At 43.0% G+C, this 15,340-nt stretch carries 7 protein-coding genes and 2 pseudogenes; 8 read left to right on the top strand and 1 reads right to left on the bottom strand.

Going from position 1 to position 15,340, the window contains the following annotated elements; genetic code table 11:
• Positions 1-200: 200 nt before the first annotated feature.
• Complete coding sequence (locus tag V5G28_RS24165; RefSeq protein ID WP_332989777.1) at positions 201-1,871, bottom strand: DUF3352 domain-containing protein; 1,671 nt, start codon at positions 1,869-1,871, stop codon at positions 201-203.
• Positions 1,872-2,335: 464 nt separating this feature from the next.
• Between V5G28_RS24165 and V5G28_RS24170 the strand changes: the two are divergent.
• From V5G28_RS24170 to V5G28_RS24205, 8 genes and pseudogenes are all read left to right on the top strand, one after another.
• A pseudogene (locus V5G28_RS24170) lies at positions 2,336-5,036 on the top strand (M1 family aminopeptidase).
• A gap of 586 nt (positions 5,037-5,622) precedes the next feature.
• The gene (locus V5G28_RS24175) at positions 5,623-6,843 is read left to right on the top strand and encodes a glycosyltransferase (RefSeq protein WP_336231313.1); all 1,221 of its coding nucleotides are present in this window, start codon (positions 5,623-5,625) and stop codon (positions 6,841-6,843) included.
• 223 nt (positions 6,844-7,066) lie between these two features.
• Entirely contained in the window at positions 7,067-8,257 is a 1,191-nt protein-coding gene (locus tag V5G28_RS24180) for a glycosyltransferase family 4 protein (RefSeq protein WP_332989781.1), read from the top strand.
• 77 nt (positions 8,258-8,334) lie between these two features.
• Positions 8,335-10,522 (top strand): annotated as a pseudogene (locus V5G28_RS24185) (GumC family protein).
• A 45-nt stretch (positions 10,523-10,567) separates the two neighbouring features.
• A complete protein-coding gene (locus V5G28_RS24190) occupies positions 10,568-11,920 on the top strand; it encodes an O-antigen ligase family protein (protein WP_336231314.1) in 1,353 nt (450 codons plus the stop codon).
• A gap of 57 nt (positions 11,921-11,977) precedes the next feature.
• Complete coding sequence (locus tag V5G28_RS24195; RefSeq protein WP_336231315.1) at positions 11,978-13,054, top strand: acyltransferase family protein; 1,077 nt, start codon at positions 11,978-11,980, stop codon at positions 13,052-13,054.
• Positions 13,055-13,151: 97 nt separating this feature from the next.
• Positions 13,152-14,363: a glycosyltransferase gene (locus V5G28_RS24200; RefSeq protein WP_332989787.1), complete on the top strand. Its 1,212-nt coding sequence runs from the start codon at positions 13,152-13,154 to the stop codon at positions 14,361-14,363.
• A 10-nt stretch (positions 14,364-14,373) separates the two neighbouring features.
• A complete protein-coding gene (locus V5G28_RS24205; RefSeq protein WP_332989790.1) occupies positions 14,374-15,333 on the top strand; it encodes a glycosyltransferase family 2 protein in 960 nt (319 codons plus the stop codon).
• Positions 15,334-15,340: the final 7 nt, after the last annotated feature.

The following is a 15,340-nucleotide window of genomic DNA, read 5'->3' on the forward strand; positions in this document are numbered from 1 at the left end:
GGGGATTTAAAGGTTAGGCAATTTTCACAAATCTGCGGAGGATTGCTATATCTTTATGTGGCTTTTGCAACAAGTCTAGAAAAAAAAGTGAGTTGGTTATCAAACAAACAAACCCAGTTTCTCCAAGAAACTGAGTTTGTTTTTGTTGAGATTTATTTGTTGAGATTTATAATTATAGCATGAGGGATGGGGTATCTGCTCTAATTCCCAGTTTTCGGCTTGAGTGCGAGCAACATATCGACTTGGGTGGTTGTTTTGTCGGGGCTAGTAGCAGTGATACCCAAGCCGCGAATCGAATTCATGATCGCACTTGTTTCAGGAGTCATCGGCTGTTGTTGTGCGGTAGCGAGACGATTTAACAGAGGTACGGTTTTGTCCATATCTAGGTAAAAGTATCCACCGTTGGGTCTTTGCAAAGTGCCAGCCACGGTTTTGAAGCTGTCGCTACCATCTAAAGACTGACCTTTGCGGTCTGCAAGTGTTTCAGCGATGGGACCACCAATGGTGACAAATACAGAATCATTATCTAGCCAACCGTGTGCTAATAAAGCTCCTTGTTGAGGAATAAGCCATTCAGTGACTTCTTTACCGCCAATACTTCTTTTCGCGACATTCACTGATTGTGCTTTGACGAGGTTATCAAGTTTGTCGAGGGTAGATGCAGCGGTTTTGCGATCGCTTGTATGAAAAACCAATGCTCCCCCAAATCCAACCTGCGCCAACACGCCTTGATTTGATGGAATAGCTGCAAAACCGAATTCTCCATCCATCCACCCGAAAATCTCTTTATCCAGGTCAATATTAACTAATTTGAGTTGCGATCGCGCTTGTTCAACTGTAACCTTCAATTCCGGAACATCTTTTGATTGTGCTACAAGCCCTGACCACCAACTGGTGATCCCGTTTCCGCTTAAAAGAGCGATCGTATCAGCAGGAAATTGAGACACCACCTTAGCAGAACTATTTTGATACTGGTATGTGACCAATTGCGGATCTAACTTAGCAACGGCTTTCATCCGCACACCCGCATTATCAATTCCTACAGCCGCTACCATAGATTTCATCTGCTTCAACTGCTTCAGCGTTTCTGGCGGTATTGGGTTTGAGCGAGGATTCGCGGCGATTAATTGCTGTACCATGTTCCCATAATTAGGGACATAAATTTGTGCCAAGGTGTTATCTACATTGACACCGCTTGTCAGCATGCTGTTTGCACCTTCTTTACTGGCAAAAGAAGGTTCTCCTTTATAAGTGTCAATTGCATGTTCTACAGCTTGCTTGGACGGAGCAATGACAATATGGGTGTTATTCAAAACCGCAGTATAACTAGGTTCACTTTTACCAGTTGTTTCTATAATCTTTTCGCCTTTGTAGTCAGTTTCCTGTACCTTGATATCTTTTTGTGCCTTCAATTTGTTAGCAAAATTCAAGGCGCTCAGTTTATCCTTAATCCCCACCACCATTAGGATATTAGGTTCCTGTGACGCTTGCGGAGCATTCTGTGCGGCGGGTTTCGTTGGATTTGCGGGTAGCATGGCAATCATCACACCACCTACCCAAGGTTTTAAATCTTTTTCATAAGAAATGCTGTTATCAGTTGACAGGCTTTTATTTAGGTTCTCCAAACCTTGTCCAACTATCTTTTGTGCTTCCGGAGTGCCAAACTCCTGCAATTTTGCCCAAACTTTTGGATCAGTAGAAATGTAAGTTGCGAGTATTGCCTCATCTGGCACAATTTTAGCAGCACCCAAAGCGCTGGATAGATCTCCAGAAGGTCCACCCTTAAAATACATATAAGCTGCTATTCCTCCTGCCACTACTATGGCAGTACCAACAGCAGGAATTAAAAATTTTGATTTACTCTCCGGCATTGTAAATATCCTCTTTTCCTCAACAAATTGTCCTAGAGGTGAGTAAAAACGTCCGAAGTGGAGTTTTTGGATCTACGACCCATCTCCACTAATTTCTCGGGATTTACTGATAAAATTAGTACTTCTATCTATTAAGTTCTGGCTATGACAGCGCTCCTAGTATGACTTCAAAGGGGTTAAGAGCAAATCCGTAAACAATTTGTTTTTTCTGTGAAGAATATATTCCTTTCGACAGTTGCAAGTTATTCTAACTTATATAAAATTTCAGGATCTGATTAAAAAATGTTAAATGCTTAAGACGTAAAACACTCTATGTCAAAAGACACTCTATGTCAAAAGACAACAGTGTACAAAATATTTCAGGGTGTATCGTGGGTTGATCTGGGAAGTACAGCCGATGAAGCTGTTTTTCCTTATAACATCAACTAAGAAGTTTCAGGGTTACCAAGATTCAGTAAACATCAATGTCGCAGTATTATTTTGATACAGAGAATAATCGGTATAAATCTTTTGAATTACCAGGGGCAAAACCGCACTACAATCCTGACCGTCCTGGACAGGTAGAGCATATTTTTCTAGACCTCAGCCTGGACATAGATAACAACAGATACCACGGCAGTTGTAGTATAACACTCACACCAATCAGCAACGGTCTTGACCGTTTGAATTTGGATGCTGTCAACTTAGACATTCAATCGGTGCAAGTGGATGGGAAAGCGCAAAAGTTTGACTACGACGGACAACAGTTGTCTATCCAACTCTCACCACCCACACAGGTGGACAAGCCCATTGTTATTGCGATTGCTTACTCAGTAGACAAACCACAACGCGGTATTTATTTTATCCAACCAGATAAACACTACCCTAATAAACCCTCCCAAGTGTGGACTCAGGGAGAAGACGAAGATTCTCGCTTCTGGTTCCCATGCTTTGACTACCCAGGACAACTTTCTACTTCTGAAATTCGCATCCGAGTCCCTAAACCCCTAATCGCGATTTCCAACGGCGAACTGATTGCGACAGAACAACAAGGTGATGACAAAATCTACCACTGGTCACAACAGCAAATTCATCCCACCTACTTGATGACTTTAGCAGTAGGCAAGTTTGCCGAAATTCGCGATGAGTGGAACGGTATACCTGTGACATACTACGTTGAAAAAGGTCGCGAGGAAGATGCCAAACGCTCTATGGGCAAAACTCCCCGGATGATAGAGTTTTTGAGCGAAAAATATGGCTATCGATACCCTTACCCCAAATATGCGCAAGTCTGTGTTGACGACTTCATTTTTGGGGGAATGGAAAACACTTCTGCTACACTGTTAACTGATAGATGTTTGCTGGATGAAAAAGCTGCATTAGATAACCGCAACACAGAAAGCTTAGTCGTCCATGAATTGGCGCACCAGTGGTTTGGTGATTTGGTGGTGATTAAGCACTGGTCCCATGCTTGGATTAAGGAGGGAATGGCTTCTTACTCCGAAGTTATGTGGACAGAACATGAATATGGTGGCCAAGAAGCAGCATACTATCGTTTACTGCAAGCTCGTAGTTATCAGGCTGAAGATAGCGGTCGCTACCGCCGTCCAATGGTCACGCACGTTTACCGCGAAGCCATTGAACTTTATGACCACCACATTTACGAGAAAGGGTCTTGTGTTTATCACATGATTCGGGCGCAATTGGGAGAAGAATTGTTCTGGAAAGCAATTCAGACATTTGTACAGGATAATGCCCACAAAACCGTGGAAACAGTAGATTTGCTGCGGGCGATTGAAAAAGCAACTGGGCGCAATCTCTTGTTCCTCTTCGACCAGTACGTTTATCGTGGCGGTCATCCAGATTTTAAAGTCGCTTACTCTTGGGATGCAGATTCAAATCTGGCTAAGATTACAGTGACTCAAAGCCACGCAAATGCTGAAAGTCATAATAGCAGTGATTTATTTGATTTAAAAATTCCTATTGGTTTTGGGTACGTCCAAAAGTTAGAACTCACAACCGAGAACTCACAACTCACAATTGACAAATGTACAGACGCGCCATCCGAGAGTTCTACAACCCAGAACTCAGAACCTAGGAAGAATTCAACACTCAGCACTGACAACTCAGTACTCAAGACTTTCACTGTGCGGGTGAATCAACGCGAACAAAGCTTCTACTTCCCTCTTGAGGAAAAACCCCAATTTATTAGCTTTGATGTGGGGGATCATTTCTTAAAAACGGTGTCTTTAGAGTACCCAGTACCCGAGTTGAAAGCCCAGTTGGAATTTGACCCCAACCCCATCTCCCGCATTTTTGCAGCGGAAGCTTTGGGAAAAAGGGAGTTTGGAGGCTTTAAAAGCGCTGTCTGCTGCACTCAAAAATGATTCCTTTTGGGGTGTACGCGTTGAGGTGGCGAAACAACTGGCAGAAATCAAGCTGGATCAAGTCTTTGATGAGTTAGTTGCTGGATTAAAAGATCAGAACCCTTATGTGCGGCGTGCTGTGGTGGAAGCACTCGCAAAAATCAAAACTCATGAAAGCTATAAGGCGTTGAAAGAACTGCTGGAGGTGGGAGATTCCAGCTACTATGTGGAAGCCGCAGCGTCTCGCGCTGTGGGGGCGATCGCTGCTGCGACAACATTCGAGAAACCAAAAGAAGAAAAGGTTATTAAGCTACTGAAATCTGTCTTGGAAGACAAGGCGGGTTGGAATGAAGTCGTGCGGATTGGTGCGATCGCAGGTTTAGCCGAACTCAAAACTTCAGAAGCAGCTTTAAATCTCCTCGTGGAATATACAAAGCAGGGTGTACCGCAACCCTTGCGTTTAGGAGCTATTCGCGCTCTCGGGAAGATTTCTGTTGGTCAAAGTAGTGTGAATGTGGAACGGATTTTAGAGCGATTAACAGAAATTTCTAAGGATACGTTCTTTTTAAGTCAATTGGCGGTAGTCACAGCCCTCGGACAAATGGAAACCCCCAAAGCAATTGGGATTTTGCAAGCCTTGGCTGACCAAACACCTGATGGACGCGTACGCCGCTATGCTGAGGAAGAGATTTCCAAGGTGCAAAACAACATCGGCTCCGAAAGTGCGCTGCGTCAGTTACGTTCTGAACTTGACCAACTCAGACAACAAAACCAAGAACTTAGAAGCCGCTTAGAAAACTTGGAAGCCAGAGCCAAGTAGCCAGAAACACAATAACGCTTCTATGAAAGCAGATTGCACGCGTTAGGGAACATTGCTGTGCCTTTACGCGTCTTTCCCTATTTGGGCGTAAACTTCACAGTTTACGTCCTCTTTTACATTTTTATTTCTTAAATTATTGTAAAGTTTCTTTAAAGACAACAAGTATAAAAAAACCTCTATATCATAAAATAATTACTTATAAGATAAAAATTATACCTTAAAGTATAAAATTTTTGTAAAGATTAGAATTACTGAGTGAAAATCGGCTTCAGAAATACTACGATTTGATAAGTGTAATTAAGCTTATGTGTAAAAATCGCACAAAAACTAGGTGCCTTGTTAATAGGTAGAAATCCTTCTCCGTATTTGTACGAAAGTTGTCAGATTCCGAAAAATGTGTAAAAAATGTGTAAACCCATGCTGACGATTTTTCACCCGTTCATTCTTCGGAATATTTCTATCGGAGGAATGCATACACTCATAAAAATCTTTAATCTGTAGGAGGGCATTTTAAAGTTTTTTTGAGTGTTTTTGAAAATTGAAATACATTTAAACTTTTGCACACAAATTGTGCAGGGTAATTGCCATGCGTAAACCTGTTCTCACGATTTTTTACCAGTTCAATCCTTGGAACGCCACAATCGGAGGTATACAAACACTCATCAACACTTTTATCAAGTACGCTCCAAGCGAGTTTCAGGTAAGACTCGTAGGAACAGGAGTCGATCCAAAAAAGCCTGTTGGTGAATGGCAACAAGCAGAATTTGCAGGCAGAGAAATTAATTTTCTGCCTTTATTTACATTGCAAAATGACAATGTTAGAAACTTAATACCAACAACACTCAAATATACTGCTGCTCTTTTAGGACGTGACTTTGCCTCTGACTTCATGCACTTTCACAGAATAGAGCCAACAATAGCCGCCATTAATTGGCAGGGAGAAAAAACTTTATTTATTCACAATGATATACGGACGCAAATGCAAGCTACAGGTAATAAAAAAGCCATTCTTTGGCGAAGATTTCCTGCGGCATATTTTGCTCTAGAAGGTTTGTTAGTTCGCCAGTTTAGCCAAATTCTTTCTTGTAATACGGATGCAGCACAGTTATATAAGCAGCGTTATCCTACCTTGCAAGACCGTGTTGCATACATCAAAAATTCTTTCGACAACGAAATTTTTTATCCGTTAACAGAAGATGAACGAATAGTAAAAAGAAAGGAATTGGCAGCTCGGCTAGGTGTGGATGAGGAAACACGTTTTGTTTTATTTGCTGGTCGGCTCCATCCTCAAAAAGACCCGATTCTTCTGGTACGTGCATTTGCTGCTCTTACCGTTTCTAATGTGCACTTACTGATAGCGGGTGATGGCGAGTTAGGGGCAGAAATCTGTGCAGAAACTGCTAAATTGGGGATTTCTCATAGGGTAACAATGCTTGGAGCCCTTACCCAAGACAAGCTTGCACAGATTCATCGTGTCTGCAATGCTTTTGTTCTCAGCAGTGCATATGAAGGTCTACCTTTGGTAGTTCTTGAGGCGCTGGGGAGCGGAACTCCTGTAGTCACAACTGAATGTGGTGAGACCCCAAAATTACTGAGTGCAGACAGTGGGGTTGTTTGTTCCGAACGAACGCCCGCGTGCATAGCAGATGCTTTACGCAAAGTCCTGCTGCATCCAGCAGATTATCCCACTCAGTCTTGCGTGCAGACTGCAAAACCTTATGCAGCTAGTACAGTCGTTCAACAAGTTTACAACGAAATGTGGAATCGCTGGGAACAGCGAGCCAGCGCAGTCGCTGTTCAGGTATGAGCGTTCCTTGCGCTTCACCGTAGATACAAAAAACATAGTTCTTGGAGAGAGGTAACACAGAGGTAATGATGCTTTTTTAAAATACGTGAAAATTGAAACAAAGACACGGAGCTTTTGAGTGTTCCCACCTGCTGTCTTCTTATTTCAATCTGTGTAACTAAATACATTTTAGTTGCAAATTATACAAGTGTCTCCAGAGCAAAACCAGCACAACGAAACTCGTATGAAAATTGCTGTAATTGGTGCAAAAGGTCTACCGCCCAAACAAGGTGGCATCGAACATTACTGTGCAGAAGTTTATCCTCGCATAGTCGAACAGGGACATTCTGTTGATTTATATGCCCGCTCCTCTTACACTGACTGTTCTTGGCAGGATCGTTATGACTATCAAGGCGTCCAAGTCATCTCATTACCAGGTTTGAGTTTAAGAGGAGTGGATGCTTTTACTACTTCGGCATTAGGAGCAGTTGCAGCCTCTGCTACAAAATACGATATCATTCATTTTCACGCTCTAGGTCCATCCTTATTTACTTGTTTACCAAGACTTGTCAACACTGCAAAGGTTGTGGTGACCTGTCAGGGGTTAGATTGGCAACGTGCCAAGTGGGGCAGTTTTTCAACTCGCGTTATTCAATTAGGGGAGAAGGCTGCAGTCCGTTTCGCCCACGAGTTAATGGTCGTATCAGATGCGCTCCAAACCTACTTTTGGCAAACTTACGGCAGAAAGACTGTCTACATCCCCAATGCTCCAGCAAGCTATGGTGAGTCAGACCCGAATTTTAGTTACGGGACTCAACTAGGTCTTGAGCAAGGACGCTATATGTTGTTTCTGGGCAGATTGGTACCAGAAAAGCGCCCCGACTTGCTGGTTGACGCCTTTAGTGCATTGAACCCACCTGGATGGAAACTCGTTCTGGCTGGCGGTGTGAGCGATACGAAATCATTCACCTCAGAACTATTAGAAAAGGTGGCAAATAATCCAAATATTATCTTTGCAGGCGAACTTCGGGGACAACGCCTTTGGGAAATTGTCCGGGGAGCAGGGTTGTTTGTCCTTCCTTCTGATGTAGAGGGACTCCCTCTAGCAATGTTAGAGGCGATGCAGGAAGGTATCCCAGTCGTGGCAAGTGATATTCCTCCTCACAAGCAATTGATTAGTGGAGCTCGGGGAAAGCTGTTTGAAGCTGGAAACCTCACCTCTTGTATTAGTACGCTCGACTGGGCAATTCATCACCCCCGAGAACTAGCAGTTATGGCTGTGAATGCACAAAGGCATATACAGCTGAACTATAGCTGGGATCACATCACCTCTGAAACCCTGAAACTGTATACAAAACTTCTCAACTCAAAAGAGCCAGTACGTATCTCCGAACAACGGCAAACTGGGCTTGCTGAGGTTGTGGGCAAAAAATAGGTTGCAGTGTTCTTTGTCATAAGTCATTCGTTTAAATTGAATGACTTATGACTCACCAAATAAAGAGGGTATATGTGATGGAAAAAGGAATATCAAGTGTCATAGGAGTGCTGAGGCGGCGAAGTCTTCCCGCCATAGCTGCATTTGTTGCTGTCATTGGTGGGGCGATCGCCTACCTTACGGTTACCCCTAGTAAGTATGCAGCATCTGCGCGAGTGATGCTGGACGACAAAAGGGTGAGTGTTTCAGAATTAGGTCGTGACCTTACCCAAGTGTCTTCAAATGCGCCAGGAATTAGTCCCTTGGCTGACCAAGCAGAACTCGTCAAGTCACAACGTGTTCTGGAACGAGCCATTGCGATTGCTTTTCCCGAAATTAAAGGTAATTTATCTCTCTCTCCTGTAACAACGGGGGAACTCCGTCATAATTTAAAAGTCACAATTGTCCCAGCCACCAATATTCTTGAACTGAGCTATCAATCTGAATACCCTAAGTTAGCAGCCAGATTGCTCAATGCCGTTGCTCAGGCGATGGTTGAAGATAATATTAAAGCCATTAGTTCTGAGGCTACAAAGGTCAAGGCATTTTTGGAGAAAAAACAGGTCCCCTCAGCTGAAAAACAGCTGCTACAGGCCGAAGAGAAAGAAAACAAATACAGAAAATCAAGCGGAATTGTCTCCTTTGAAGAGCAAACAAGAAGCTTGGTGCAGAGTATAGCTACAGTGGAAGACCAAGAGCGTACTCTGTCGGCTCAACTTCAAGAGATAAAAGCGCGGGACGCATCCTTGCGCCAAATTACTGACTCAGCAACCCTCAACAAAGCCTATTCATCTGTTCGCAGTGGACAAGATGACGAAATTAAGAAGTTGCGAGCCAAATTATCAGAATTGGAGAATAAGATCATCGAAGCTCGTTTGCGCTTTACAGAAGAGCATCCAACTGTGACGAACTTAGTTGGAGAACGGGACGCCTTACGCGCCATCTACTCAGAACAAGTTGCTCGTGTGTCACCTCAGGGTCAAACTGTTTCCGCAAACAATTTCGCAGGTGATCAGCTTAGTCAAGAACTGAACTCCAAATTTATCCTCAATAGGATCGAAGAGTCTGCAGTAAATGATAGGCTGAAACTTTTGCAGACTACGAAAACCGATCTCCAAAAGCGTCTTGCACAACTACCCATTAACCAGCAAACGCTCATGCTACTGACCCGTAAACGGGAAGAAGCTGCAGTGTCTCTGAAGTTCCTACAAAGCAAACTTGAGGAAGCACGTCTTACAGAAGCACAAAAAGTCAGCAACATTCGCGTGATCGAAAACGCTGTACCAGCATCATCACCATCTGATCCGAAACCGAATGTTATATTAGCACTTGCTTCCGTGTTTGGAACAATGCTAGCCGTTGGCGTTGTGTTGCTCCTGGAAATAATGGATAATACACTACGCGATGCTTCTGAGGCAGAGGAACTGCTACAGCTACCCTTGCTGGGAGTCTTGCCACGTCTAAGCGCTAAGACACTGGTTCTTGAGCCAGCTAATAGATTTCTAGATAATATTGGTTTGGTTGAGCCTTACCGCACACTCTTCAAAACCTTGGAGTTCCGCAGTTCTGAACAATTGCGGCTAATTGTTGTTAGCAGCCCTATTTCTGGGGAGGGTAAGTCTGTAGTTGCATCACACCTTGCCGCTGTTGCAGCGATGCTGTCTTGGCGGACATTGATTATTGATGCAGATTTGCGAAGACCTGTCCAACACACGCTGTTCAACCTAACTCCCAAACCAGGGATTACCGATGTCCTGGAAGGAAATGTATCCTTGCTGGATGCCGTGCAGCCGACAGATATTGAAAACCTGGATGTGTTGACTTGTGGCGAACTGTATGGACGCCCCTCGCAATTGCTAGAGTCAATCGCGATGAAGTCTTTGATTGCAGAAGCTGGTGAAAATTATGATTTAGTCATAATAGATACCCCTCCAATAAGTGCTTGTGCTGATGCTTCAACATTAGCTCAGCAAAGCGACGGAGTTATGCTGGTTACCTGCTCCTGGCTTCACCGAAAAGGAAGTTCTCTCAAGAAGTGTATCGGAATTAAAACAAAATCGCATACCTATCCTGGGAGTCGTGGTGAATGGAATGACAAATCAGACGGAGAAGTATTTCCGCTATCCTGTTGATGGTTATCAGCCTCGACTACCCAAATCTCAAAAGCGTTTGATTGGTGTGGCAGATGATACTAAAAATTCTGCGAACGGTTCGAGGCAGAGGTAACAATGTTAGGCAAACAACGCTCAACTCGTTCTTCGTCTGGGACTCTTGATTGGGTTAGCAGGTGTGGGGGTTGGTGTAGCGACAGGGTTTTTTGTAGGTATCAACCCCTTGTACCTGGTGTTAGCTTTAGGTGCAATACCATTCCTTTTTTACTTCTTTAGCAACTTTGAGCAAGCGGTCATAGGTCTATTGATCCTGCGTAGTGCTCTAGATCCTTTTTCTGATCAGCAGCTTCCAGCTCTATTCGCCATTGGGCTAGACGCTTTAACTTTGCTATATGTGATAGTGATGTTACTAATGCGTCAAACTGTCCATACTGATGGGTTTTGGTGGTTCTTGACTAGTTGGGTAGCGTTTCAGGGCTTGTGGTTAATACTTATGGCACTGGGAGGTCTGGGGTTAGATGCTTCATATTTATCTTCTAGCATCCGTGAGTGGGTACGTCTTTTTTCGTGGCTGATGGTCTACTTGCTGGTGATGCAACTCAAGGATCGATTTTCCCCCGACAAGATGATTTCTTGGCTGTTCCTCGCGCTTGTTATACCCCTTACAGTAGGGTTGACACAGATTGGAACACATAGAATGAATGGAACTCTTGGGCACTCTAATACCTTTGCCACGTTTCTGTTGCTGTTCCTTGGTCTGACCTGGTGGAAGTTAGGTCATTCAAGGCCACGCTTGCCTTGGGTTCTCTTGCTAGGCATAGTCGCCTTTTTCTACGTGGGTACCAAAGCTCTGTTTAGCTTGATAATGCTTGCCGTATTTGTCCTGGTTCTCATTGCCCCTAGGTTGAACTTGGTCAACCTGATCGGCGGGATACTCCTTATTGCGTTAGTCATAGGTTTGTTCATGAGTACCGAGTTTGGACAAGAACGTCTTGCATCGATTGCTAACACACCGCTACTTAATCCCGATATCGATATATCGCGTGCAATTCTGCTGTCATACGGAGACCAAAATAGTTTTAACTGGCGGCTTTCCCACTGGCATTTACTTCTCAAGGCTTGGGAGCAGTTTCCAATTTTCGGTTACGGTCTAGCGAGTGCACAACCAATTGGCAATGGGTTTCTTGCCCACAGTGATTACGTCCGCGCTTTAGTAGAAGGAGGAATCGTCGGTCTGGTAGCTTTTCTAGCCTTTATCGTTGCTCAGTTTGTACGTCTTGTTCTGTTAATCAGATCAGCACCTCGAGGCAGTAAACAACGCAGTCTGTGTCTGACGCTGTTGGCGATTCTTCTGTCGATATCGGTGGGGATGATTACCGAAAACATTTGGAGCCATACTACTTTATTTTTCTACTGGTGGTCCTTATTTGGGGTTGCTGGTTGGAAGTGGAACGAGCTTGAGCTTTCGCAATCTCCTGCATCCACAAAAACTCGTTGGCAACCTCTTTCATAAGCAGGCGATCGCCTGCTTATCAATCTCTAAAAGGATAGCGATAAGAAGGGAAAGTTAATGCATAGTTCTTCAACTTCTACTAAAAGGCTAAATCTCATACAGGTTTATCGAGGAGTGGCAGCAGTACTCGTATTACTAGCTCATGGAGACCTTATATTTAATCAGAATTTAAATCAAGATTTTTTGTTTAAAATATTCACTTTTGGTGGTTCCGGGGTAGATTTTTTCTTTGTCTTAAGTGGATTTATTCTCTTTTATGTTCATAAATCTGATATAGGTCACAGAAGTAAGCTGAAATCATTTTTATTCAAACGATTTATACGAATATACCCTATATATTGGGTCGTCCTAACACTCAAACTGTCTGCTTCTTTATTTTTCTCTTATGACTTAGATGCTAATCAGCGAAATGTTTTTGAAATTATAAAAGCTTTTTTACTTTTTCCTCAGGATAGAGAAATTCTTTCAAGCAGTTTTCTTGGTGTCAGTTGGACATTAAGTTTTGAAATTTTCTTTTACCTTATTTTTAGCTTGCTCATAGCATGGAAACCTAAAATATCTGTGCCAATAATTATAGCTTGGTTAATAGGAACATTGGGACATTTTATTGGTATATTTAAAATTCCTGAAAAGAGTCTTTTGTTAAACTTCATTTTTGATCAGCATAATCTTGATTTTGCTCTTGGTTTCCTAGCAGCATATTTACTGTCTAAATACAAAATTGGTTATGGAATGACGTTCATTTCAATAGGAGCTTTTTTATATACTTTGTCGGCAATCAATTACTACTACGCTATTACAAAAATATCACCTGTCATTGCCTTTGGTATACCTTCAACATTGCTTGTTATCGGAGCTGTCTCTCTGGAATTGAGTAGAAAAGTTAATGTTTCCAGTCCTCTCATATACATAGGTAATGCATCATATTCTATCTATTTAATGCACGGCTTTGTCATAAATAATATTACAAAATTTGTCTTTAAAATCTACCCAAATCTTACCGAAAATATTTTCATACTAAATATTTTCGGACTGATTGTTGCAGTTATAGCACTTATGTTTGGATGTGCTGTTTATTCTTTTATTGAAAAACCATTGGTTTTAGCTATGAAACCTAAGTTAGCAACAACTTAGCGACTTAATAAAATATATTAAGCTCTCTCCCGTTTTCAGCAGGCAGCCTATTTGCTTTACTTCCTTGTCAAAGCTATTAGCCATACAAGACAAAACAATGACCCAGCAACCCATTGACTCTACCAATGACACCCAACTAAACGCGCGAGGTAAACAACCCTATAGAGTTGTTCTGGTTCATCCCAGTGCTGGGGTCAATTGGAGTGGTGGCTCAGAAATTTTTGCTATAGAACTAGCCAAGCGACTAGGCGCTTATTTTGAAATCGAACTGTTAAGTGGGGCTTCTTGCGGCACCTTTTGCCATCCTGCTGGCGGTCTCCCTCGAATGAATGCCTATCGTATGGTACGTCATCCCCTGATTGCTCCCTTAGTGCATCGCTTTGCGACTCATCCTGAAATCGTTATAGAACATCTGACTAGTTTTATACCTTGTGCCCTTCGCTGCCTCACTTATCCAGCCGATCTGATCTTTCCTTGTAATGATTACGGTGGGTTAGCTATGGCTGCTTTTGTAAGGGCTTTGCTTGGTACTCCCATCCTTTTTACTGAGCACGTTGGGTTAATGGGGGGTGGACGTTCTTTAACACGCAACCTTCGTTTTCGACCTGATCGACTGGTGGTTTTCTCTGAAACAGTAGCCACTTTTGTTCGCGCTCAGCGACCGAACCAATCTGTGAGTGTTATTCCTAACGGTGTAGATCTTGACCAATTTACTCCTAATGGCAGTTGCATGGATCTTGATTTACCTAAACCAATAGTAATATGTGTTGCCTCTCTTAAATGTCATAGTCATAAGCGTGTTGAACTAGCTATGCAAGCAATGACGCGTCTACCTCAGGCAAGTCTTCTGTTGTGCGGAGATGGACCTGACCGTGCTTACTTTCAGGCTCTCGGTGAGCAGTTACTCGGTTCGGAACGCTTCGCTATTTGTACATTTCCCTATGACAAAATGCCTGAAATCTATCGAAGTGCGGATGTCTTTACGCTTCCTTCTATTGATGAGCCGTTTGGGCTTGCTTATGTAGAAGCGATGGCAAGTGGTTTACCTGTCGTTGCTACTGATGATGAGATGCGTCGTTACATCGTTGGTGATGGCGGCATATTGTGTGATGTTACCAATCCGGATATGTACGCTGCTTCAATTGCAGAAGCCCTGAATCATGGAGATTGGAAAATGCGATCGCGACGGAATGCCTCGCGCTTTAGCTGGGAGCAAGTAACGTTGCGTTATCGGGATATGATTTTAGAAACGATTGCACAGTCCAAAAAAGCTGTATCAAATCACCCTGACCAAGCTAGTCAATTTTAGGGTTCCAAATATGCCAAAAGTTTCTGTCATTATTCCCGCCTACAATGCTATGGCTTACCTGCCAGAAACTCTAGATAGTGTTTTGAGGCAGACTTTCACAGACTTGGAAGTGCTAATTATTAATGATGGGAGTTCGGATCATATTCTGGAATGGGCTGCCAATATAGTAGACCCACGAGTCAAACTGATTTCACAAGAAAACCAACGTTTAGCTGCAGCACGCAACACAGGTATTACCCACGCGAAAGGAGAGTACATAGCATTTCTGGATGCTGATGATCTTTGGGAACCAACGAAACTGGAAAAACAAGTCCGTTGTCTGGATGATAATCCCACAGTTGGCTTAGTACACACTTGGACGCTTTTAATTGATCGTGAAGGTAACAAGACAGGTAAAGTAGTGACTACTCAAGTCGAGGGTGATGCATGGCAGCAGATTGTTCAGAAAAATACAATAGTTGTTTCTTCTGTTATAGTTCGCGCCAGTTGTTTGCAAACTGTTGGGAGGTTTGATCGGGATTTACACTATTGTGAAGACTATGATATGTGGATTCGTTTTGCATCTCATTACCCGTTTGCAGTACTTAGAGAACCCTTAACAAATTATCGTCTGCATCCAGGCACTTTGTCCACTCATTGCGAAGAAGTTCTCAAACATTTTCGTATTCTTATCGAAAAAGCATTTCAGTCTGCTCCAACAGAATTACTGTATTTAAGAAATCGAGGCTATGGAAACCAAAATCTCTACTTAGCCTGGAGATCTGTAAACAACAGAGATTTTAAGGCGGCGATTCATTATCGTCAGCAAGCGATCGCTCATTATCCACAATTAGGTTGTTCCTGGGACTGTATTCGCTTGAGCTTTGCGATCGCCCTGGTGCAGTGGCTCAAACCTGATGGCTACAGCAAAGTGCGATCGCTCATCTACACCCTGCGTCGTCGAGTTTTGACATTTCGTCACTTGTCATAAATGAAAA

Source organism: Scytonema sp. PRP1 (genome assembly GCF_036697665.2).
In the GTDB taxonomy this organism is placed as follows: Bacteria; Cyanobacteriota; Cyanobacteriia; order Cyanobacteriales; family Nostocaceae; genus Kalymmatonema; species Kalymmatonema gypsitolerans.